Source organism: Massilia sp. BAP21, assembly GCF_057801335.1.
Genome location: NZ_CM173596.1, coordinates 1,027,809 through 1,050,358, shown reverse-complemented (window position 1 = coordinate 1,050,358; position 22,550 = coordinate 1,027,809). Strand labels below are relative to the sequence as shown.

The 22,550-nt window shown below is 65.1% G+C and carries 18 protein-coding genes; 6 read left to right on the top strand and 12 right to left on the bottom strand.

The features are described 5' to 3' along the window. Positions 1–5: 5 nt before the first annotated feature. The gene (metH, locus tag ACWYRN_RS04610; protein ID WP_488691354.1) at positions 6–3,785 is read right to left on the bottom strand and encodes a methionine synthase; all 3,780 of its coding nucleotides are present in this window, start codon (positions 3,783–3,785) and stop codon (positions 6–8) included. A gap of 249 nt (positions 3,786–4,034) precedes the next feature. Here metH and ACWYRN_RS04605 point away from each other — a divergent pair, with 249 nt between their 5' ends. Further along, positions 4,035–4,253, top strand: coding sequence for a BrnA antitoxin family protein (locus ACWYRN_RS04605; protein ID WP_229438179.1), 219 nt, complete (start codon positions 4,035–4,037; stop codon positions 4,251–4,253). Between the two features lie 331 nt (positions 4,254–4,584). On the opposite strand, the gene fmt is transcribed toward ACWYRN_RS04605, so the two are convergent. After that, positions 4,585–5,535 (bottom strand): methionyl-tRNA formyltransferase, encoded by a 951-nt coding sequence (gene fmt / locus ACWYRN_RS04600; protein WP_488691353.1) that lies wholly within the window; start codon positions 5,533–5,535, stop codon positions 4,585–4,587. Between the two features lie 10 nt (positions 5,536–5,545). After that, complete coding sequence (def, locus tag ACWYRN_RS04595; RefSeq protein ID WP_488691352.1) at positions 5,546–6,088, bottom strand: peptide deformylase; 543 nt, start codon at positions 6,086–6,088, stop codon at positions 5,546–5,548. Between the two features lie 315 nt (positions 6,089–6,403). Between def and ACWYRN_RS04590 the strand changes: the two genes are divergently transcribed. The 3 genes from ACWYRN_RS04590 (at position 6,404) to ACWYRN_RS04580 (ending at position 9,287) form a co-directional block, all read left to right on the top strand. Beyond that, on the top strand, positions 6,404–7,501 hold the full coding sequence (locus tag ACWYRN_RS04590) for a LysM peptidoglycan-binding domain-containing protein (protein ID WP_488691351.1): 1,098 nt from the start codon (positions 6,404–6,406) through the stop codon (positions 7,499–7,501). Between the two features lie 7 nt (positions 7,502–7,508). After that, positions 7,509–8,651 (top strand): DNA-processing protein DprA, encoded by a 1,143-nt coding sequence (gene dprA, locus ACWYRN_RS04585; RefSeq protein WP_488691350.1) that lies wholly within the window; start codon positions 7,509–7,511, stop codon positions 8,649–8,651. Positions 8,652–8,822: 171 nt separating this feature from the next. Then, on the top strand, positions 8,823–9,287 hold the full coding sequence (locus tag ACWYRN_RS04580; protein ID WP_229438174.1) for a Smg family protein: 465 nt from the start codon (positions 8,823–8,825) through the stop codon (positions 9,285–9,287). Positions 9,288–9,356: 69 nt separating this feature from the next. Here the strand turns inward: ACWYRN_RS04580 and ACWYRN_RS04575 are convergent, their stop codons facing one another. The 3 genes from ACWYRN_RS04575 to ACWYRN_RS04565 form a co-directional block, all read right to left on the bottom strand. Next, positions 9,357–9,782 (bottom strand): organic hydroperoxide resistance protein, encoded by a 426-nt coding sequence (locus ACWYRN_RS04575; RefSeq protein WP_488691349.1) that lies wholly within the window; start codon positions 9,780–9,782, stop codon positions 9,357–9,359. Positions 9,783–9,921: 139 nt separating this feature from the next. Further along, positions 9,922–10,383 carry a MarR family winged helix-turn-helix transcriptional regulator gene (locus tag ACWYRN_RS04570; protein ID WP_488691348.1) on the bottom strand — a complete coding sequence of 154 codons (462 nt, stop codon included), beginning with the start codon at positions 10,381–10,383 and terminating at the stop codon, positions 9,922–9,924. Positions 10,384–10,474: 91 nt separating this feature from the next. Continuing rightward, on the bottom strand, positions 10,475–10,969 hold the full coding sequence (locus ACWYRN_RS04565) for a hypothetical protein (protein ID WP_488691347.1): 495 nt from the start codon (positions 10,967–10,969) through the stop codon (positions 10,475–10,477). A 346-nt stretch (positions 10,970–11,315) separates the two neighbouring features. Between ACWYRN_RS04565 and ACWYRN_RS04560 the strand changes: the two genes are divergently transcribed. Next, positions 11,316–13,949, top strand: a complete 2,634-nt coding sequence (locus tag ACWYRN_RS04560; protein ID WP_488691346.1) for a DNA topoisomerase III — start codon at positions 11,316–11,318, stop codon at positions 13,947–13,949. A 363-nt stretch (positions 13,950–14,312) separates the two neighbouring features. On the opposite strand, the gene ACWYRN_RS04555 is transcribed toward ACWYRN_RS04560, so the two are convergent. The 3 genes from ACWYRN_RS04555 to ACWYRN_RS04545 are packed head-to-tail and all read right to left on the bottom strand — an operon-like array spanning position 14,313 to position 19,005. Then, positions 14,313–14,510 carry an addiction module protein gene (locus ACWYRN_RS04555; RefSeq protein ID WP_229438168.1) on the bottom strand — a complete coding sequence of 66 codons (198 nt, stop codon included), beginning with the start codon at positions 14,508–14,510 and terminating at the stop codon, positions 14,313–14,315. 52 nt (positions 14,511–14,562) lie between these two features. Continuing rightward, positions 14,563–18,108 (bottom strand): ABC transporter permease/M1 family aminopeptidase, encoded by a 3,546-nt coding sequence (locus ACWYRN_RS04550; RefSeq protein WP_488691345.1) that lies wholly within the window; start codon positions 18,106–18,108, stop codon positions 14,563–14,565. Between the two features lie 3 nt (positions 18,109–18,111). Next, positions 18,112–19,005 (bottom strand): ABC transporter ATP-binding protein, encoded by an 894-nt coding sequence (locus tag ACWYRN_RS04545; protein WP_488691344.1) that lies wholly within the window; start codon positions 19,003–19,005, stop codon positions 18,112–18,114. A 249-nt stretch (positions 19,006–19,254) separates the two neighbouring features. Between ACWYRN_RS04545 and coq7 the strand changes: the two genes are divergently transcribed. Next, complete coding sequence (coq7, locus tag ACWYRN_RS04540; RefSeq protein WP_488691343.1) at positions 19,255–19,899, top strand: 2-polyprenyl-3-methyl-6-methoxy-1,4-benzoquinone monooxygenase; 645 nt, start codon at positions 19,255–19,257, stop codon at positions 19,897–19,899. Positions 19,900–20,072: 173 nt separating this feature from the next. Here coq7 and ACWYRN_RS04535 read toward each other — a convergent pair whose 3' ends face one another. From ACWYRN_RS04535 to ACWYRN_RS04525, 3 genes are all read right to left on the bottom strand, one after another. Continuing rightward, on the bottom strand, positions 20,073–20,498 hold the full coding sequence (locus tag ACWYRN_RS04535) for an OsmC family protein (protein ID WP_488691342.1): 426 nt from the start codon (positions 20,496–20,498) through the stop codon (positions 20,073–20,075). A gap of 91 nt (positions 20,499–20,589) precedes the next feature. Further along, the gene (locus ACWYRN_RS04530) at positions 20,590–21,819 is read right to left on the bottom strand and encodes an ABC transporter permease (protein WP_488691341.1); all 1,230 of its coding nucleotides are present in this window, start codon (positions 21,817–21,819) and stop codon (positions 20,590–20,592) included. Continuing rightward, positions 21,816–22,550: an ABC transporter ATP-binding protein gene (locus ACWYRN_RS04525; RefSeq protein WP_488691340.1), complete on the bottom strand. Its 735-nt coding sequence runs from the start codon at positions 22,548–22,550 to the stop codon at positions 21,816–21,818. Before ACWYRN_RS04525 ends, ACWYRN_RS04530 begins: the two co-directional genes overlap by 4 nt.

The window sequence follows — 22,550 nt, the reverse complement described above, 5'->3', positions numbered from 1 at the left end:
CGCCGTTACGACAGGTTCGGCGCCAGGTGGCGTTCGAGTTCCGTCTTGTCCATGCCGCGGCGCCCCGCCATGTCCTCGACCTGGTCGTCGTTGATCTTGCCGACCACGAAATACTTCGATTCCGGGTGCGAGAAATAGAAGCCCGACACCGCCGCGCCCGGATACATGGCATACGACTCGGTCAGCTGCATGCCGATCTCCTCGGCCTGCAGGGTCTCGAACAATTCTTTCTTCACCGTATGCTCGGGGCAGGCCGGGTAGCCCGGCGCCGGGCGGATGCCAACATACTCTTCGGCAATCAGCTCCGCGTTGTCCAGGTCTTCGCCGCTGGCGTAGCCCCAGAGGTCGGTACGCACACGCTCGTGCAGCCATTCGGCAAAGGCTTCGGCCAGGCGGTCGGCCAGGGCCTTGAGCATGATCGACGAGTAATCGTCGTGCGCATCTTCGAAGCGCTGCTCGTGCTTTTCGATGCCCAGGCCCGCGGTCACGGCGAACATGCCGATGTAATCCGCCACGCCGGACTCCTTCGGCGCGATGAAGTCGGCCAGGCACTGGTTCGGGCGCTGCACGCCATCGACGACAGGCTTCACGCCCTGCTGGCGCAAGCCGTGCCAGGTAAAGGCCACCTGCGCACGCGATTCGTCAGTATAGATTTCGATGTCGTCGTCGCGCACGCTGTTGGCCGGCAGCAGGGCGATCGCGCCGTTTGCCGTCAGCCAGCGGCCTTCGATGATTTTCTTCAGCATGGCCTGGCCTTCGGCAAACACCTTGGTCGCCGCTTCGCCCACGACTTCGTCGGTGAGGATGGCAGGGTAGGGGCCGGCCAGGTCCCAGGTCTGGAAGAAGGGACCCCAGTCGATGTAGCGCGCCAAGGTGCCCAGGTCGACGTTCTTGAACAGGCGGCGCCCGATGAACTTCGGCTTGACCGGCGCGAAGTCCAGTTTGGCCTTGTTGGCGCGCGCCTGGGCCAGCGTGACGGTCGGCAGCGCCTTCTTGCTGGCGTGCTGGACGCGGATGCGCTCGTAGTCGGCCTTGATCTCGGCCATGTACTGGGCGCGCGTGTCTTCGGTCAGCAGCGACTGGCCGACCGACACCGAACGCGAGGCATCCGGCACGTAGACCACCGGGCCGTCGTAGTGGGGCGCGATCTTCACGGCGGTGTGGGCGCGGCTGGTGGTGGCGCCGCCGATCAGGAGCGGAATCTGGCGCTCGCGGAACCACGGGTCGCGCTGCATCTCGCGTGCCACGTGGGCCATTTCTTCCAGCGACGGCGTGATCAGGCCGGACAGGCCGACGATGTCGGCGTTCTCTTCCTTGGCTTTGGCCAGGATGTCCGAGCAGGGCACCATCACGCCCATGTTCACGATCTCGAAGTTATTGCACTGCAGGACCACCGAGACGATGTTCTTGCCGATGTCGTGCACGTCGCCTTTTACGGTGGCGATCACGATCTTGCCTTTCGGCTTGGCCACGATGCCGGTGCGTGCTTCCTCGGCGGCTTTTTCTTCCTCGATGAACGGCACCAGGTGGGCCACGGCCTGCTTCATCACGCGCGCCGATTTCACCACCTGCGGCAGGAACATCTTCCCTTGGCCGAAGAGGTCGCCGACGATGTCCATGCCGGCCATCAGCGGGCCTTCGATGACGTTGATCGGGCGGCCGTTTGCAGCGAGCACGGCCTGGCGCGCTTCCTCGGTGTCTTCGACGATCCATTGCGTGATGCCGTGCACCAGCGCGTGCGCCAGGCGCTTTTCCACGGGGGCATTGCGCCACTCCAAGTTCTGCTCCTGCTTGCCGCCACCGGCCTTCAGGGTGCCGGCGAATTCGATCATGCGCTCGGTGGCGTCGTCGCGGCGGTTCAGCACCACGTCTTCCACGCGCTCGCGCAACTCCGCAGGCAAATCGTCGTAGACGCCGACCATGCCGGCATTCACGATGCCCATGGTCATGCCGGCCTGGATCGCGTGGTACAGGAACACGGTGTGGATGGCTTCGCGCGCCGGGTCGTTGCCGCGGAACGAGAACGAGACGTTCGACACGCCGCCCGACACTTTCGCGTGCGGCAGGTGCTCGCGAATCCAGCGCGTGGCGTTGATGAAGTCGTTGGCGTAGTTGTTGTGCTCTTCGATGCCGGTGGCAATGGCGAAGATGTTCGGGTCGAAGATGATGTCTTCCGGCGGGAAGCCGACCTTCTGCGTCAGCACCTCATACGCGCGCTTGCAGATCTCGATCTTGCGCTCGAAGGTATCGGCCTGGCCCATCTCATCGAAAGCCATGACGATCACGGCGGCGCCGTAGCGGCGGCACAAGACGGCCTGGCGCAGGAATTCTTCCTCGCCTTCTTTCATGGAAATCGAGTTGACGATGGCCTTGCCCTGCACGCACTTCAGGCCGGCCTCGATCACGCTCCATTTCGACGAGTCGATCATGATCGGCACGCGCGAGATGTCCGGTTCCGACGCGATCAGGTTCAGGAAGCGCGTCATGGCCGCCTGCGAATCGAGCATCGCCTCGTCCATGTTGATGTCGATGACTTGCGCGCCGTTTTCCACCTGCTGGCGCGCCACCGACAGGGCTTCGTCGAACTGCTCGTTCAGGATCATGCGCGCGAACGCTTTCGAACCGGTGACGTTGGTGCGCTCGCCGACGTTCACGAACAGCGAAGCGTCGTCGACCGTGAACGGCTCCAGGCCCGACAGGCGCATCGCCACCGGCACGTCGGGAATCGCACGCGGCGTGGCGGTCGACAGCAGTTCGCCGATGGCCGCGATGTGTTCCGGCGTGGTGCCGCAGCAGCCGCCGGCGATGTTGACGAAACCGGCATCGGCGAATTCGCGCAGCAGGGCCGAGGTATCGCTAGGGAGTTCGTCGAAGCCGGTGTCGCTCATCGGGTTGGGCAGGCCGGCGTTCGGGTAAATGCAGACAAAGGTGTCGGCGATGCGCGACAACTCTTCGGCATACGGACGCATCAGCGCCGCGCCCAGGGCGCAATTCAGGCCCACCGTCAGCGGCTTGGCGTGGCGCACCGAATTCCAGAAGGCTTCCACGGTCTGGCCCGACAGGATGCGGCCCGAGGCATCGGTGACCGTGCCCGAGATCATGATCGGCTTGCGCGGCGTCTCCGGGTGCTCGTCGAAATACAGGTCGATCGCGAACAGCGCGGCCTTGCAGTTCAGGGTATCGAAGATGGTTTCGACCAGCAGCACGTCGACGCCGCCGTCGACCAGGCCGCGCACCTGCTCGTGGTAGCTCGTGACCAATTGATCGAAGGTGATGTTACGTGCCGCCGGGTCGTTCACGTCCGGCGAGATCGAGGCCGTCTTCGGGGTCGGGCCGAGGGCGCCGGCGACGAAGCGCGGCTTGTCGACACTGCTGTACTTGTCGCAGGCGGCGCGCGCGAGTTTCGCGGCTTCGACGTTCATCTCATAGGCCAGGTGGCCCATGTGGTAGTCGTCCTGGGCTACGCTGGTCGCGCCGAAGGTGTTCGTCTCGATCAGGTCGGCGCCGGCCGCGAGGTAGCGCTCGTGGATTTCCTGGATCACCTGCGGCTGGGTCAGCGTCAGCAATTCATTGTTGCCCTTGACGAAGAGTTCGCGGTTGCCCGCGCCTGCCGGCGCCGCGAAATCGGCAAAGCGGCCGCCTGGTCCGCCGCGGTAGGCGGCTTCGTCGAGCTTGTACTGCTGGATGATGGTGCCCATCGCGCCATCCAGGATCATGATGCGGCGCGACAGGATGTCGCGCAGCTGGGTTTCGATCGGGGAGGGGGCGTGTTTCGGGGCAGTCATGGCGGGCTTTCAATAGACGTGCGCAAGGGCGGCACGGTTCGGGCGGTCTGAAATTATACGTCATCGGCGCCACGGCTTCCCGCAGCCGGGGCTGGCGGGGGCAGATTGTATCGTTATGTGTTTATGCCGACGATTGTTACACGACGTTACAAAACCCGGGCATTTAGCAATTTTGCGGATACATACAGCGACGACAATAAATAAATGCCATAAGGAATGTGGCACGTTTTAAAGAGACGGGATGATTGCATGAACAAAGAGTACGAACCCGATTGGGATCAGTCAGTGGTGCAAAACCATGTTGCAGCACAGAAGCAGCCGGTGGGCGTGAAGCAGATCGTGACGATCCGCCTTGACGTCGACATGCTGGAATGGTTCAAGGCGGCCGGTCCAGGTTACCAGACCCGCATCAATCAAGTTTTGCGCGAGCACATGGATGCGCAGCGCGCTGCGCAAGCAGGCAATTAATTGTCATCGAACGCGCCCGAGGGCGCGTTTTTCATTTGGTGGTAAAGATTTTGGCGGTCGACTCAGCCGCAGCGGTGATCGGTATGGTTGGCGCTAGCGATGGCCGTAGGGTGGGCACTCCGTGCCCACGCGGAAGCCGACACCGTGTTGACGCCGTTAAAACCCGATTGTTTGTGTCGTGCTAACGGCGTCCCGGGCATGCCGCGAACGCGTGAGATGGAATGAATGTGTTGTCGCCGCGCTCATCGGCAAACATGATGCAAGGTTCCGCGTGGGCACGGAGTGCCCACCCTACGTTGGCATCACATCCGCACGATATGCACGATGCACATCAAACGAACATCTGCCCTTCAAGCGAAAAGCTCTTCAGGAACTCCGCCGCCGGCAAACGCTTGCCGCCCGGCTTTTGTAACTCCAACAGACGAAGCGCACCTTCGCCGCAGGCGACCACGATGCCCTCCTGCGCATTCGCCGACAGCACCTTGCCCGCCGGCCCGGAACCTTCGGCCAGCTGCGCGTTCCAGATCTTGACCACCGTCCCATTCACCGTGCCTTGCGCGGCAGGGAAGGGATTGAAGGCCCGCACCTTGCGCCACAGGTCCAGCGCCGGCAGCGCGAAGTCCAGCTTGGCTTCTTCCTTGGCGATCTTGGCCGCATAGGTCACACCCGCTTCCGGCTGCGGCGTCGATGCCAGCTCGCCGCGCTCCATGCGGCGCAGCGCCTCGACGATCATCGTGCCGCCCAGCGCCGCTAGCTTGTCGTGCAAGCTGCCGGTGGTGTCCGCATCCTCGATGGCCACGCGTTCGATCAGCATCATCGGCCCGGTATCGAGGCCTTCTTCCATGCCCATGATGGTCACGCCGGTTTCCAGGTCGCCGCTTTCGATCGCGCGGTGGATCGGCGCGGCGCCGCGCCAGCGCGGCAGCAGGGAACCGTGGATATTGATGCAAGGCGCGATGTCGAGCGTGCTGCGCGGCAGGATCAGGCCATAGGCCGCCACCACCATCACGTCATAATCGAGCGAGCTCAAGCGAGCGTGGGCCTCGGACGCCTCGAGCGCGCGCTGCGGGTCCTTGCTGTCCATGCGCAACGACAGCGGCTGCGCCACGGCGATGCCGTGCTCGAGCGCCACTTGCTTCACGCTTGATGCCTGCAGCTGCATGCCGCGCCCGGCCGGGCGGTCGGGCTGGGTCAGCACCAGGGGAATCTCGAAGCCGGCAGCGATCAATTGACGCAGGGCGACGGCGGCAAACTCCGGCGTGCCGGCGAAAACGACTTTCATGCGCGGCGCCTTAGTGGCGGCGGCCGGCGGCGCGCAGCGAAGCTTCGCGTTCCATGCCGCGCTCTTCCTTCTGCAGCTTGGCCTTGATGCGGTTGCGCTTGAGCGGCGACAGGTATTCCACGAAGACCTTGCCCATCAGGTGATCCATTTCGTGCTGGATGCAGACTGCCAGCAAACCTTCGCATTCCATCTCGAAAAATTCGCCCTTGGCATCCTGGGCGCGCACCTTCACGCGCGCCGGACGCTCGACGCCGTCGTAGATGCCCGGCACCGACAGGCAGCCTTCGTCGTAGACCTGCTTTTCTTCGCTGGCCCAGGTGATTTCCGGGTTGACGAAGACCAGCAGCTGGTCGTGGGTTTCCGAGACGTCGATCACGACCACGCGCTCGTGCACATCGATCTGGGTCGCGGCCAGGCCGACACCCGGCGCGTCGTACATGGTTTCGGCCATGTCGGCCACCAGCGTGGCAAGACGCTCGCCGAATTCGCTCACCGGCTGGGCAATCTTATGCAGGCGTGGGTCGGGATAGCGCAGGATAGTCAGGAGGGCCATAGGAGGGTAAGGGGTAACAGTTGAATAAGGATTAAGGGATGCGGGCGGCAAAGCACGGCGCACCGGCAAAAAATAAGCGGCGCACGGGCAGGAATGCAACACGGTCCCCCGGAAGCACGCCGGCACGGCACGCGGTTTATCTTGCTAGTTCAAGGATTTATGGGCAGAATTTGATTCAGTTCGGCAACTCTCCGCGATCCGCCTGGCGGTCGGGGAGGGGGCAGCCGTGTTGTCTCTTGCGCCGCGGCTGTCCGGGTTGACGGGCGCAGCCAGTGTCAAATTCCGTCTCAATGCCGCACTTTACGGACGTCTTCAATGAAAAATTTTAGCACAGTCGTGACCCGCGCTGCAGCGGCGGTGCTCGTCGCGTGTGTCGTGGCGGGCCCCGTCCAGGCAGCCGAATGCGCCTTCAAGCCCAATGCCCCCGATCAGCATCGCGTCGTTAAGGGCGATACTCTGTGGGATATTTCCGGGACCTTCCTCGAACACCCCTGGTGCTGGCCCCAGGTCTGGGGCATGAACCGCGACGAGATCCGCAATCCGCACTGGATCTATCCGGGCCAGATCGTCTACTTCGACCGCAAGACCGGGCGCCTGTCGCTGAACAAGCCGGGCGAGGGCGACGGCCGTGGCGAGCCGCCAGTGCTGCGCCTGTCGCCGCAGGTGCGCAGCGCGGGCCTGGAAAGCGACGCGATCCAGTCGATCCCGGCTGGCGTCATCGAGCCTTACCTGACCCAGCCCCTGATCATCGAGAAAGACCAGCTGGCAAGCGCGCCGCGCATTGCGGCGTCGGAAGAAAACCGCGTCTACCTCGGCGCCGGCGACCGCCTGTATGTGCGCGGGCAATTGAACGGCGCCACCAGTTTCCAGGTGTTCCGCCCGGGCGGCCCCTTGCGCGACCCGCAGACCGGCGCCGTGCTGGCGCACGAGGCCACCTACGTCGGCACCGTGTCGCTGGTCAAGGCGGCCACGCCCGGCGTCGACGTGCATACCTTTACGGTATCGAGCTCGGTCAGCGAAATGGGTGTCGGCGACCGCCTGGTGCCGGCGCCGCCGCCGGCCGTGCGCAACTACGTGCCGCATGCGCCGCAGCGTCCGGTCGATGCGCGCGTGATGTCGATTTATTCGGGCGTGACCCACGCCGGACAAAGCCAGGTCGTGACTGTCAATCGTGGTTCGATTGATGGACTCGACGTCGGCGCCGTTTTGCAGCTCTATCATTTCGGGAAGACTGTGCCGGACCCGGAAGGCCGCAAGGGCTTTCTCGGAATCGGCAGGTCGACAATCAAGCTTCCCGATGAGCAGTATGGCAGCCTGTTCATCTTCCGAGTGTTCGGGCGTGTTTCCTACGGCCTGATCATGCAAGTAACGGCGCCAGTGGAAGTCGGCGACGTGGCGAAATCACCGGAGTAAATGCACCGTGCAGGACACGGACCCCATCACCGCCAGCCGCAGCAGCCATCGCAGCGCCGAACGCATTGCGCACCTCTCCGACTGGCTGCGCCTCGAACAGGCGAACGGGGTAGGGGTCCGCGGCGCGCACATCCTGCTGCGCGCCTTCGGTTCGCCACGCGCCATTTTTGCTGCCGGTTATACGGCGCTGGCTGCGCATGTATCGGCGTCCGCCGCACGCGCCTTGTGCGAACCGCCATCCGCCGCATTCATGGAATTGCGCGATGCCACGCTGGCCTGGCTCGACCATCCCGCGCATGCGCTCGTCACCCTGGGCGAACCGGACTACCCGGACGGACTCGCCCACATTCCCGACCCGCCCTTGCTCCTTTATATTAGAGGGCGCCGCGAATTGCTGGCGCGGCCGGCGCTGGCGATTGTCGGCGCCCGCAATGCCACGAGCCAGGGCAAGGCCAACGCCGCCAGTTTCGCAGCGAGCCTGTCGCGCGCGGGCGTCTGCATCGTGTCGGGGCTGGCGCTGGGCATCGACGGCGCCGCGCACGAAGGCGCGCTGCAAGGCAGCGGATCGACGATCGCCGTGGTCGGCACCGGCGCCGATTTGTCCTATCCCACGCGCCATCGCGCATTGGCGGAGCGCATTGCGCGCGACGGCTGCATGGTCAGCGAATTCGCACTCGGCACGCCACCCAATCCGGGTAACTTCCCAAGACGCAACCGCATCATCAGCGGGCTGTCGGCCGGCGTGCTCGTGGTCGAAGCGGCGGAACAATCCGGCTCCCTGATCACGGCGCGCGTGGCAGGCGAACAGGGGCGCGAGGTGTTTGCCTTGCCCGGGTCGATCCACGCGCCGCTGGCCAAGGGTTGCCACAAGCTGATACGCGAAGGGGCGCGCCTGGTGGACTCGGCGAACGACATTCTCGAATCCTTGCGGATCTCGCCACTGGCGCCCGATCTGGCCGCTCCCATGCCGACCGAGACAAGCTGTCTCGGTCTGCTCGGCCACCTCGGCCACGGGCCGGTCGACATCGACACGCTGCTGCTGCGTTCGGGCAGCACGGTCGGCGCCCTCAGCCTGGAATTGCTGGCGCTGGAAATGGCCGGTTTGCTCGAGCGCCTGCCGGGCGGAAAGGTGCAACGCGTGGTGGCGTGAATGCGTTCTTGAATATGCGCATTGGATGTCCGACAGGAACGCAAACTCGACAATTGGTCAGACAGCTATACGAACCGATAAGGCCGAAAAACGACGAATTTCGCGCACGCGATGCCTGCGCGCGCGGCAAGCTTGTGCCCTTGCGAGCTTAGCTGCTACAGTAGCGTCACTATGTTCGACATCCTGGTCTACCTCTACGAGACGTACTATCGTCCCGAAGCCTGCCCCGAGCCGGCTGCACTGGCACGCAAACTCTCCGCCGTCGGCTTCGACGACTTCGAGATCTGCGAGGCCATCGATTGGCTCACGGGTCTTAACGAAATGGCGGCCGAGGAATTGGCCGACGTGGTTGCCTCCACCGGCACCCGCTACTACGTGGACGAGGAATACCTCGAACTCGGCAGCGAAGCGATCGGCTTCATCCAGTTCCTCGAAAGCGCCCGTCTCATCAGCCCGGTGCAGCGCGAAATCATCATCGAGCGCGCGCTCGCGGTCGACGAATCGCCGGTCACGCTGAGCAAGCTGAAGATCATCGTCCTGATGCTGATGTGGAGCCAGGGCAAGGAGCCCGACGCATTGATGTTCGACGACTGGTTCGGCTCCGACGACGAACAGGCGCCGCGCCTGCTCCACTGAACCGATACACCCCGTCTCGCTACCGCATCCTGAACGGCCTGCTTTCCAGCAGGCCGTTTTCTTTGGTGCTTACAAGACGTTCAGGGTCACGTCGATGTTGCCGCGGGTGGCGTTCGAGTAAGGGCAGACGACGTGGGCCTTTTCCACCAGCGCTTGCACTGCCTCGCGTGGCAGGCCGGGAACCGAGATATCGAGTGTCACTTCGATGCCGAAACCGGTCGGGATCGGACCGATGCCGACATGGCCCTGGACCGTGGTGTCGCCCGGGAGCGCCAGCTTGTCTTTGGCGGCGACAAACTTCATCGCGCCCATGAAACAGGCCGCATAGCCCGCGGCGAACAATTGCTCCGGATTGGTGCCGGCGCCACCGGCACCGCCGAGTTCGCGCGGAGTGGCCAGGGCGATGTCGAGCTGCTGGTCGGACGAGACGGCGCGGCCATCGCGGCCTCCGGTGGCGGTGGCACTGGCACGGTAAAGGACTTTTTCGACGGACATGTTTTTCTCCAAAGCGTGGTAGACAAGATGCAGCGGCGGACCACGTAACCGTATCGCTGTCGATTAAATCGTGCGCTATATAATTAGCCGCGCGCTTGCTGCCGCACCCTGGCTGTCGCTTTGGGTGCAGGGCAGGGTGTTATTCCATATGTTCGGACAAGCTCGCGCGCAATTGTTCGAGATCGCGCCGGATGGCCTGCAACTGTTCTGGCTGGCAACCCGTGGCGCAGAACACATTCTCCGGCACGGACTTCGCCTCCTTGCGCAGCGCCCGGCCTTCCGCCGTGAGACGCACCAGCACTTGCCGTTCGTCTTCGACGCCGCGTTCGCGGCTCACCAGCCCGGCAGCCTGCAGCCGCTTGAGCAGGGGCGTAAGCGTGGCCGAATCGAGGAACAGGCGCTCGCCCAGTTCCGACACCGTGAGGCCATCGCCTTCCCACAGCACCAGCATGACCAGGTATTGCGGATAGGTCAGGCCAAGTTCGGCCAGGTGCTTGCGGTAGACCTTGTTCATTGCCAGGTTGGCCGAGTACAGGGCGAAGCACAGCTGGTTGTCGAGCCGGAGGAAAGCGTCCCTGGCGGTGGCGTTCTTGTTCGTCATGTGTGCAATATACATCGCACAAAATTAGATAGCAAGCGATTTAATTGTGGGGCCGAGAAAAGGGCGGCATGGCCGCCCATGGCCGAGGCGCTTATTTTCCCTTGTCCTTGCCCTTACTGTAGTCCGACGACGGCTGGTTCGGCTGGCCGCCGCTCTGCGATCCGCTCACGCCGGTCTGCTTCGAGGCCGCCGGTCCGCCGGCCGACTCCTGCGAGCCGGCGCGCTGGTCCTGCTCGAGCCCGCCATAGCCGGACTGCTGCGACATGCCCAGCCGTTCTTCCTCGGCGCGCGCTTGCATGCGCTGGCCTTTCTGGCGTGCGCTCCAGCCGCCGCCCTGCGACGCCACACCGCGCCCGCGATCGGGGTCGCCGCCCACGGTCTGTTGCTGGGCGCCGAGCGAGCCCGATTGCGAATTGCCGGCCGTACCCTGCTCCGAGTTCGGCGTCCACGACTGCGAGTTCGGCGCCGACGCGGCAACCGCACCCGGCGCCTTGCCCTGCTGGCTGCCTTCTGCCACCGGCACCATTTTTTCGCGCGAGACGCTGCGCCCGTGTTCGTTCACCATGCCTTTGTGTTTGTGGCTCATGGTCATTTCCTCCCATCAAAACGGCGGCTGGTTGATCCGCCAACAGGGCGATCATGCGCGCACGGTCGCGCCGCTTCTATCGGAATGGTGTCCGATCCCATGTAGGAAAGCGCCCACTTTCATTCGTGCACCGAGCCCGGCCAGGCCTTTGCCGGTACGCCCGGTTTCGGCGCGGCATCTGCTTGCGCTGCACAACAGAGGTGCAGAGTCCACTTGCGAACTGCGCGATAACGCGCTTATCATTGGCCGCTTATTCCAGACTGTTACCATCAAGACACTAGGTTCCGCTTTCGAGCATGTATGATGCGCAGGCCCGACCTCTAATATAAGTACGACGAGAAACCCTATGACCAAAACCCTCATCATCGCCGAGAAGCCCTCCGTCGCGAATGACATCGCCAAGACGCTGGGCGGCTTCACCAAGCACGATGAGTATTTCGAAAACGACGAATACGTCCTGTCGTCGGCTGTCGGCCATCTGCTGGAAATCGCGGTGCCGGAAGAATACGATGTCAAGCGCGGCAAATGGAGCTTCACCCACCTGCCGATGATTCCACCGCACTTCGCGCTGAATCCGATCGCGAAAACCGAGTCGCGCCTGAAAGTGCTGAACAAGCTGATCAAGCGCAAGGACGTCACCACCCTCATCAACGCATGTGACGCCGGGCGCGAAGGGGAACTGATCTTCCGCCTGATCGCGCAGCATGCGAAAGCCAAGCAGCCGGTCAAGCGCCTGTGGCTGCAGTCGATGACGCCGACCGCGATCCGCGAAGGCTTCAAGCAATTACGCAGCGACCAGGAAATGCTGCCGCTGGCCGACGCCGCGCGCTGCCGCTCGGAAGCCGACTGGCTGATCGGCATCAACGGCACCCGCGCCATGACCGCCTTCAACTCGAAGGAGGGCGGGTTCTACCTGACGACCGTGGGCCGCGTGCAGACGCCGACCCTGTCGATCGTGGTCGAGCGCGAAGAAAAGATCAAGAAGTTCGTCCCGCGCGATTACTGGGAGGTGCGCGCCGAGTTCGTGTGCGCCGCCGGCATCTACGAAGGGCGCTGGCTCGACCAGAAATTCAAGAAGGACGAGAACGATCCGGAAAAGCGTGCCGAACGTTTGTGGAGCAAGGCCGCCGCCGACTCCATCGCCGCCGCCTGCCGCGGCAAGCAGGGCACGGTCACCGAAGAGTCGAAGCCGACCACCTCGATGGCGCCGGCCCTGTTCGACCTGACCAGCCTGCAGCGCGAGGCCAACGGCCGCTTCGGCTTCTCGGCCAAGAACACCCTGGGCCTGGCCCAGGCGCTGTACGAGAAGCACAAGGTGCTGACCTACCCGCGTACCGATTCGCGCCACCTGCCGGAAGACTATGTTGGCACCGTGAAGTCGACCATGGAGTCGCTGGCGGAAAACAACAATTACCACCAGTTCGCCAAGCAGATCAGCAAGAACGGCTGGGTCAAGCCGAACAAGCGTATTTTTGATAACACCAAGATCTCGGACCACTTCGCCATCATCCCGACCGGCGTGGCGCCGAAGAATTTGTCCGAGCCGGAACAGAAGCTGTACGACCTGGTCACGCGCCGCTTCATGGCCGTGTTCTTCCCGCCGGCCGAGTTCCTGGTCACGACCCGCTTCACCGAAGTGTCGGGCCACCAGTTCAAGACCGAAGGCAAGGTCATGACCAATCCTGGCTGGCTGGCCATCTACGGCAAGGACACGACCGGCGACGACAAGGACGGCGCCACCCTGGTGCCTGTGGCCAAGGGCGAGAAGGTACTCACCGAAAAAGTCACGGCAAATGGTCTGGTCACGAAACCGCCTGCGCGCTATTCGGAAGCGACCCTGCTGTCGGCCATGGAAGGCGCCGGCAAGCTGGTCGACTCGGACGAGCTGCGCGACGCCATGGCCGGCAAGGGCCTCGGCACGCCGGCGACGCGCGCCGCCATCATCGAGGGCCTGCTGACCGAGAAATACCTGATCCGCGAAGGGCGCGAGCTGATCCCGACGGCGAAGGCATCGCAGCTGATGACCCTGCTGCGCGGCCTGGGCGTGAACGAACTCACGGCCCCGGAACTGACCGGCGAATGGGAATACAAGCTGTCGCAAATGGAGAAGGGCAAGATCTCGCGTGAAGAATTCATGCGCGAAATCGCGCAAATGACGCAGATCATCGTCAAGCGCGCCAAGGAATACGACAACGACACGATTCCCGGCGAATACGCGACGCTGCAGACGCCGTGCCCGAACTGCGCCGGCGTGGTCAAGGAAAACTACCGCCGCTTCGCCTGCACCAAGTGCGACTTCTCGATGAGCAAGACGCCGGGCAGCCGCCAGTTCGAGATCAACGAGGTCGAGGAACTGCTGGCCAACCGCACCATCGGTCCGCTGCAGGGCTTCCGCTCGAAGATGGGCCGTCCGTTCGCGGCGATCCTGCGCATCGTGCGCGACGAGGACATCAACAACTTCAAGCTGGAATTCGACTTCGGCCAGGACGCGGCCGAAGGCGAAGAAGGCGAGGGCGTCGACTTCACCGGCCAGACTCCGCTCGGACCTTGCCCGAAGTGCGCCGGCGGCGTGTACGAGATGGGCCTGGCCTATGTGTGCGAACACCAGGTCGCCAAGCCGAAGACCTGCGACTTCCGCAGCGGCCGCATCATCCTGCAGCAGGAAATCCTGCCCGAGCAGATGGCCAAGCTGCTGAACGACGGCAAGACCGATTTGCTGCCGGGCTTCGTATCGCAGCGCACGCGCCGTCCGTTCAAGGCTTACCTGACCCGCGGCAAGGACGGCAAGATCAGCTTCGAGTTCGAGGAGCGCAAGGCCAAGCCGGCGGCCAAGGGCAAGGCGGCGAACGATGCTGCCTCGGAGGTGGATGGCGCGGCGGTCGAGACCAAGGTGACGAAGAAGCCGGCGGCCAAGGCGGCGGCGAAAACCGTCGCGGCGAAAAAGCCGGCGGCCAAGCGCGCCACCGCGGCAAAGAAGTAATTTCGCGTTGGATCGTTGATATCCGGTGACCCATGCGGTCACTGCTGACATCAACGTACGGTGGGCACTCCGTGCCCACGCGGTTACGTGTCCATCCGGATTCTGCAGCCGGTATGATTCGCTCCGCGGCCTAACTGATGGATGAAACGCTAGCGAGATGCTCTTAGATACGCCGTCGGCATGCATGATTTTCGATGAAGCAAACGGCGTCGATGATCATCGTTCCGCGTGGGCACGGGGTGCCCACCCTACGGTTAGCACGCCGGGTAATCGGCCATATCTACCAATTCGTTTTCTCGAAACGAAAAAAAACCGCGATGGTGACATCGCGGTTTTTTATTATCCAAATAGATCCGGCAGCGCTTATTCCTGCCAATCCTGCAACGCCTTGATCGCCGCTTCGCCATTCCGGATCGCCTTGACGCGGCGCACCACTTCATTGCGCCAGGCTTCGTCGGCATCCTCGTCCGCGCCGTCGACGTCCTTCAACAGCACGCGCAACAGTTCGTTCTTTTCTTCAGCGCTCAGCAGTTGAATTTTTTCGCTAATTTCGGCGACCATGGGCGACATCATAACCTCACTGTAAATAGTGGTTTAAATGATATATCGATAATTATTCGTTGTCGACAGGAACCATATTATCTGTCGGTTTCTTGTCGATGAGTTTATGGTCGGGATCGATGCCGGCACGTCCCGGTTGCGCGTCGACGATAAAGGATAGCACCAGCGTACGCTCGCGCACCAGCCTCCTGTCGCGTACCAGCGGATTGCCGTCGCGGTCGTCCACGCCGAATTCGATGTAGTCGGCCAGCGGCAGCTGCTGTTCGAGCGCGCCGCCGGTGCGCAGCTTGGCCGCGCTGGCGTGCAGGGTCACTTCGTACTTGCCGTCCGGGCGGCGCCGTGCGCTGGCGCTGTCGGCGCGGTTTTCGTACAACACCACCGCCTCGAACAGATCGTGCACCAGGTAGGCCTTGTCGGCCGGCGCCGCCGCACGCAGGTCCGCCACCAGGTCCGCCGCCGTACCTGTACCTGTGCCCGTACCCGCATCCGCGCCATGGCGCGCCAGGAAGGCACGCAGCACCGCATTCACCCTGTCTTCGCCCAGCTGGTCCTGCAGCAGGTAGAGCGCCAGGCCGCCCTTGCGCTGCGCCAGCCAGGACTCGAGGCCGGCCTGCGCCAGCGGCGCCTCGCGCCCGGTGGCGGTGGCGCGGCCCAGCAGGTAGGCTTGCAGGTCCTGGCGCAGGTAGCGCCGCATCGCGGTCGAGCCCAGGCTGCGGCGCAGCGTCATCAGGGCCGTGTATTCGGCCAGGCCATCGGTCAGCAGCGCATTGGGCGACGTCAATTGCTGGCCCCACCACTGGCGTGCCGTGTTGTAGGCGCCCATGTAGAAGGGATAGTCGATCTCGCCGCGCTCGGCGCCGTCGGCGCGTGCGATGAAGGCGCCGTTCTCGGGCAGGGCGATCATGCCGGGAAAGGCGCGCGCCGGGCCGGCGCTGCGCGGCGTTTCCACCAGGCGCAGGTCGTGCAGGCGGTAGGAGCCGAAGGCGCGCGTGCCGTAGTCGAGCGCCGCGCTGGCGCCGCGCACCAGGCGCTCGACGTTCGCTTCCTGGCCGGGCTGGTAGAAGGCGTCGATGGCCACGTCCTGCCAGCGCTCGTGGCGCACCGCATAGCGCGCCGAGGCAATCGCGTAGCGCGCCAGGATGGGCAGTTCGGCGCGGTAGCGGAAGTGGCGGCGCTCGCCGGCGATCCACTCGCGTTCCAGCGCGCCGGGCGCCACCGCGATCTGGTCGACGCTCGTGGTGACCAGCGCCTCGAAGCGGATGCGCTGCCCGCCGGCGGCCTGGGAAGGTTGGGCGCGCGGGCCCAGGCCATGGCGGCGGCGGTCGCGTTCGTCGCTCAGTTCCACCGCTGCCTGGTAGCCGATGCGCGGCAGGTCGTCGTCGGTGAGCCAGCTGCCGTTCGCGGCCACCGGCGTGTCGGTGCCGAAGCCGAGCGGCCCGGCCGGCGCGGCGCTCAGCTGGAACGCGTAGGCCAGGCGCGCGCCCGGCGCCAGCGGCGTGTCCAGGCGGTAGCGGTAGAAGCCGCGCGCGCGGTCGGCGTCGAGCAGGCGCGCCGGCTGCGACAGGCGCGCCGCCAGGTCGGCGCCGGGGCGCTGGTAGACCACCAGTTCCGACAGCGGCGCGGCGCCGGCGTTTTCCAGCTGGTAGCTGCCGCTGACTGCCAGCATCCGCGTGCGCGGGTGCAGGTCGACGCGCAGCGCCACGTCCGCCAGGCGCGGCTGGGCCAGGGCGGCGAAGCGCCGGTAGCGCGTTTCGTATTCGGCGCGGCGCGCGTCCTGGATGTGGGTGGCCTGGTAGTTTCCGGCCACGTCGAGTTCGTACCACAGCAGCGCGCCGCTGGCGCCGAACAGCAGCAGGCCGATGCCGAAGGCGGCCAGCACGCCGCGGCTCAGGTTCTGGCGCGCCAGGCGCAGGCGGCTGCCGAATTCGGCGTTCACGCCGCGCGGCCACAGCACCACGGTCAGCACCAGCAGCAGCAGCGCCAGGCTGCCCCAGTACAGCTCGAGCATGCGCTCGCGCTGCAGGAGGTGGCCGTAGCCGTTCATGCCCGACCAGGACAGCGCCGGGAAGGCGCCGGAGAGCAGCACGTGGTCCAGCCCCATTCCCCCGGTCACCATGCCCGCCACGTGCAGCGCCACCAGCAGCGCGTAGCCGACGTATTTGCGGCTGCACAGCGCCATCACCGTCACCGACAGCACCGCCAGCACCGCCCATTGCGGCAGCAGGATCGAGAAGGTGCGCAGGTACAGGCCGAATTCGAGCGCGAAGTAGCCGCGCAGGACCTGGCACAGCATCGCGGTCAGCATTGCCAGCGCCAGCAGCAGGGCCTGCATGCCGACCAGGGCCAGGGTCTTCGAGAGCGGCGCCAGCCAGCCGGGCAGGGGCAGGGCGTCGAACAGCTGGGCGCTGCGGGCGTCGCGCTCGCGCCAGACCAGCTGCCCCGCATATAGGGTGGTGACGATCAGCAGGAACAGGGCAAAGCCGTCGCGCACCAGCTCCACCATCTGGCCCGTGACCGGATAGGTGCTGGCGCCGTGCAGGGTGCCGATGCCGAAGCTGCCGGCCACCAGCATCGCCAGGCCGGCCAGGGTGATCAGCACGAAGGGCAGGGTGGCGACCGACTGGCGCAGCTGCAGCCAGGTCTGCTTCGCCAGCAGCAACGCCAGGCTGCGCCGCGCGAAGTCGGGCCGCTCGCGCACGGCGGCGGCCTGCGCCGGATTCGATGCAAGGTCGGCGGCGGCGCCAATGCTGTCCGCACGCGGCTCGCTGCGGCGGTTTTCCAGCGGGCCGGTGAGATGCAGGCGCCAGTAGCCGAGCAGCAGCACCGCCAGGCCGAAGCCGCACCAGGCCAGGCGGTTCGCCAGGTACACGCCTTCCAGCAGCACCGGGTGCGCATTGCGTTCGGCGGCGGGCCAGTATTCGGTGAGGGTGACCAGGGCCGTGGTGCCGAAGGGGTCGATCAGGGAGCCGAGCAGCTTGAAGTCGAAGTCGCGCGCCAGCGAGGGCGCCACCGTGTAGCCGACCAGCAGCACGATGCTGGCCACGTACACCGGCAGCATGCGCCTCGTGAGCGCGGCCAGCACGAAGAAGATCGCGCCGAAGATGAAGATGTTCGGCAGCAGCGTGAACAGCCAGGGCAGCAGGTAGGCCGCCAGGCTGGCGCCGCCCAGGCGGTCGGGGTCGATCCCGGGCAGCAGCCGGCCCAGCCAGGCGCCGAGCACGATGCCGCCGAAGACAAAGGCCAGCACCGCCCAGGCCCCGAGGAAGCGCCCGAACACGTAGGCATGCTTGCCGATCGGCGCGCTGAAGAAGAAGGGGTGCATCTCGTGCTCGAAGTCCTGCTGCACCGCGCGCCCCATCACGGCGGCGATCACGACCACGCCGATGCAGCCGAGGAAGGCGGTCGACAGCGCCACCTGGCGCGGCGCGTCGATCAGCACGCGCGCCCCAAAGGCGACCACGGTATCCTTGAAGGCGCCGCCGGCGGCCGCCGTCCACAGCATGGCCAGCGCGACGAAGACGCCGAAGTAGACCCAGGTCGGCAGCTGGCGCAGGCGCTGCCGGAATTCGAAGCGGGCGATCGCGTACAGCGCGGCCATGGTTCAGGTCTTCCCGGCTGCGCCGTCGTAGCGGCCCGCGATGGTGGCGAAGTACACGTCTTCCAGGCTGGCGTGGGCCGGCTCGAAGCCCATGCCCGGATCGCGCGCGTCGTACACGTGGACCAGGGTGCGGCCGGCGCGCAGGCGCGTCGAGATCACCGCATGCTGCTTCTGGAACAGCGGCAGGTCGGCCTTGTCGACGTAGCGCGACCAGATGCAGTCCTCGATGCCTTCGATCAGGCGCAGCGGCTCGCCGCACAGCAGCACGCGGCCCTTGTGGATGATGGCCATGTTCGCGCACAGATCGGCCACGTCGGAGACGATGTGGGTCGAGAGCAGCACGGTCTTGTCGGCGCCGATGTCCGACAGCAGGTTGTGGAAGCGCACCCGCTCCTGCGGGTCGAGGCCGGCGGTGGGCTCGTCGACGATGATCAGCTGCGGGTCGCCGATCAGGGCCTGGGCCACGCCGAAGCGCTGGCGCATGCCGCCCGAGAAGGTGCCCAGCTTCTGGTGGCGCACCTCGAACAGATTGGTTTGCTGGAGCAGGCCGTCGACCACTTCGCGGCGCCGGTGTTTATGGGACAGGCCTTTCAGCTGGGCGAAATGATCGAGCAATTCATAGGCCGTGACCTTCGGGTAGACGCCGAAGTCCTGCGGCAGGTAGCCGAGCATGCGCCGCACTTCGTCCTTTTCGTCGAGCACGTCGATGTCGTCGAGGAAGACCGAACCGGCATCGCACTCCTGCAGCGTGGCCAGGATGCGCATCAGGGTCGACTTGCCGGCGCCGTTCGGCCCCAGCAGGCCGAACATGCCTTGCGGGATGTTCAGCGTGACCTTGTCCAGGGCCACCACGCCATTGGCGTAGGTCTTGGACAGATTGCGGATGCGTAATTCCATGCGGACTCCAGGGGTGGGCTTTTGCGTGACGGACATGGGCATTTCCGCCAAGCCTTCTTGACGCCTGCATTGTAGTCAATAACGGCCGAGTCGGGCGGGCGATGCGACGCACGGCGCACTGGGCGGGCCAGATTGCAAAAACGCGGGACAGGGCGGGTGCGCCGCTGGACCGGGCGGGTGCGTAAGCGGCGCGGCAGGCGCGGCGGCGGCGGGCATATAATGGCGTTTTGCCGCGATAAATGGATGATTATGTTAGCGAACCGTTTTATCAGTCCCCTCGACCAGCTGATCGTCGGCGTCGACAAGGCGCTGCGCGTGGTCGGCGGCGTGGCCTCGTCGTCGCGCCCGAACCCGGCGGCGCATGCCGTCGACTGCGAACTCGACGAGCGCGAGTCGCGCCACAGCGCCGGCCTGATGCGCGTGAACCACGTCGGCGAAGTCTGCGCCCAGGCGCTGTACGACTCGCAGGCGCGCCACGCCATGAGCCTTGATATGCGCAAGCAGTTCGAAGAAGCCGGGCGCGAGGAAGAAGACCACCTGGCCTGGACCGCGCAGCGCCTGTCGGAACTGGGCTCGCAGCCGAGCGTATTGAATCCGCTCTGGTATGCCGGCGCCTATGCGATGGGCACGGTGGCGGCCAAGCTGGGCGACGCCAACAGCCTCGGCTTCGTGGTCGAGACCGAGCGCCAGGTCGAAGCGCATTTGAACAGCCACCTCGACCTGCTGCCTGTGCAGGACGCCAAGTCGCGCGCCATCGTCGAACAGATGCGCGTCGATGAAATCGCCCACGGCGCCGCGGCCCAGGCGCTCGGCGCAGCCGAGATGCCGGTGCCGGTCAAGCTGGCAATGAAGGCGTTTGCGAAGGTGATGACCACCACCGCGTATTACGTGTGATGGACCGCGCCGCCGTTTGCATGTTGGCGCTGACCGTAGGGTGGGCACTCGTGCCCACGCGGTCGTGCCTGTAAATACCTGACAATGTGATCTTGCTAGCGGCGCTGGCTTACCGGACACTGAAACACTTGCATCTGCCGTACCGCGTGGGCACAAGTGCCCACCCTACGGGACTACGCCGTTTCGACGATTTCAAACGAGTGCGTGATCTCGGCCGTCTTGGCCAGCATGATCGACGCCGAGCAGTACTTCTCGTGCGACAGCTTCACCGCGCGCTCCACCGCCGCCGGCTTCAGGTTCTTCCCGCTCACCGTGAAGTGGAAGTTAATCCGGGTGAACACCTTCGGGTCGACCTCGGCGCGTTCGGCCTGCAGCGTCACGTCGCAGCCCAGCACCTCTTCGCGGCTGCGCTTCAGGATCAGCACCACGTCGAAGGCGGTGCAGCCGCCGGTGCCGGCCAGCACCAGTTCCATCGGGCGCGCCGCCGTGTTGTGGCCGCCCGCTTCCGGCGCGCCATCCATCGCGAGCGTATGGCCCGACCCGGTCTCGGCGCGAAAACTCATGCCCGACGGGCCGTTCCAGCTGACTTTGACTTCCATGTGCGTTTCTCCGCTGTTTTGTCTGCCCACATTGTAGAACAGGCCACCGCGGCATGCCGGGGTGGCCTGGTTTTGCAGGAAGAAGCGGCGCTCAGACCGACAGCACGTAACGCTCGCTCTTCATGCGCCAGCTGGCAAAGCCCACCGCCAGCCCCGCCGCGAGCGCCGAGGACAGGAAGGTCATCGCCACCGGCCACACGCCGATGTCGCCGCCCTTGGCCATCTCGCGCAGCAGCGTCTGGTTCGACAGCATCGGCACCATGTACATCCAGTCGGCGGTCTTCAGTTCCATCATCGAGATCACCACGCCCGGCACCAGCGGCACCAGCATCGCGATGCTCAGCAGGCTCTGGGCTTCCTTGAAGGACTTGGCGTTCATCGCCAGCGCGATCTGCAGGCCGGCCGCGAACAGGCACAGCGGAATCGAGGCCACGCACACCAGCGCCAGGTCGGGCCAGGCCAGGGCCCAGGACATGCCGATTTCCTCGAGCGGCATCCAGGACAGGATCGCATGGGCCAGCGCCAGTTCCAGCGTGACGCCGAGGATGGCCAGCACGCCGGCCGTCAGCCACTTGCCGGCCACCAGCTCCCAGGCCCGCGCCGGCTGCGCCATCAGCACTTCCATCGAACGCCGTTCGCGTTCGCCGGCGGTGATGTCGACCGCGGTCGACATCCCGCAGATAAAGGCCGGCAGGAACAGGATGCCGAGGATGCTGCCGATGAAGCCGGCCGAGCGCGAGGCGTTGGTGCCGGTGTCGAAGCGCTGCACCTGGATCGGCGCCAGCGTCGCCGGCGATACGCCGTGCGCCAGCAGGCGCGCGCTGGCCACGTTGGCGCCGTAGGCCTGCAGCACGTCCTCGACCTCGCGCCGTTGCGTGTAGTTTTCGTCGGCCGAGTCGAACCACAGCTCCACGCGCGCCGGACGCATCGCCGTGTAGTTCTCGGTGAACTTGTCGGACAGGCGCAGCACCACCGGATATTTTTTTGAGCGCAGCAGTTCGCCGATGCCTTCTTCGTCGAGCGGGCCGGTGTCGATGATGGTGACGTTGCGCTGCTTGAGCTGGGCTATCAGGGTCGGCGCCTTGGCCACGCCGATCACGGCCACCTCGATGCCGTCGCGCTCGGGCTTGGTGGCGCGGTCGATAGTCTTGTTCAGCAGGAAGCCCAGCATCAGCGGGTACATGAAGGTGAACAGGGCCAGCAGGCCCAAGGTGCGCTTGTCGCGCAGGGTCTCGCGCAACTCCTTGATCAGGACAACCAGGAATTTTGGCTTGGCATTCGTGGGCTTCACATTCGTCGGCTTTGGATTCGTGGGTTTCATGCGGCGATTCCTTCCTCGGTGCCGACCAGGCTGACGAACGCGTCTTCCAGGCTGGCGATGCCGGTACGGCGGCACAGTTCCTGGGGCGAGCCCTGGGCCACGGTATGGCCCTTGGCGATGACGATCACGTCGTCGCACAGGTGGGTCACTTCCTGCATCACGTGGGTGGCCATGATCACGCAGCAGCCATCGGCGCGCAGCGCGGTGAGGGCGTGGCGCAGGGCGCGCGTGGCCATCACGTCCAGGCCGCGGCTCGGTTCGTCGAGCAGCAGGTGGCGCGGGCGGTGCAGCAGGGTGCGGGCGAGGGCCACCTTGATGCGCTGGCCCTGCGAGAAGCCCTTGGCGCGCCGTTCGAGGATGTCGTCCATCCCCAGCAGCTCCGAGACTTCGTCGATGCGTGTGTTCAGCGCGGCGCCGCCCATGCCGTTCAGCTCACCGAAATACGCCAGGTACTCGCGCGTGGACAGGCGCTCGTAGAGCCCGAACTGGTCGGTCAGGAAGCCGATGTTGCGGCGTACCGCGAGCGGGTCCTGTTCCGGGTCGACGCCGTCGATGGAAATGGTGCCGTGGTCGCGCTTCAGGAGGCCGATCAGTGTGCGCAGCAGGGTGGTCTTGCCGGCGCCGTTGGGGCCGAGGAGGGCGGTGATCTGGCCGTCGCGCGCGGAGAAGCTCACGCCGCCGAGGGCCTTGACCTCGCCGAACTGTTTGCGTACGTCTTGTACTTCGATCAT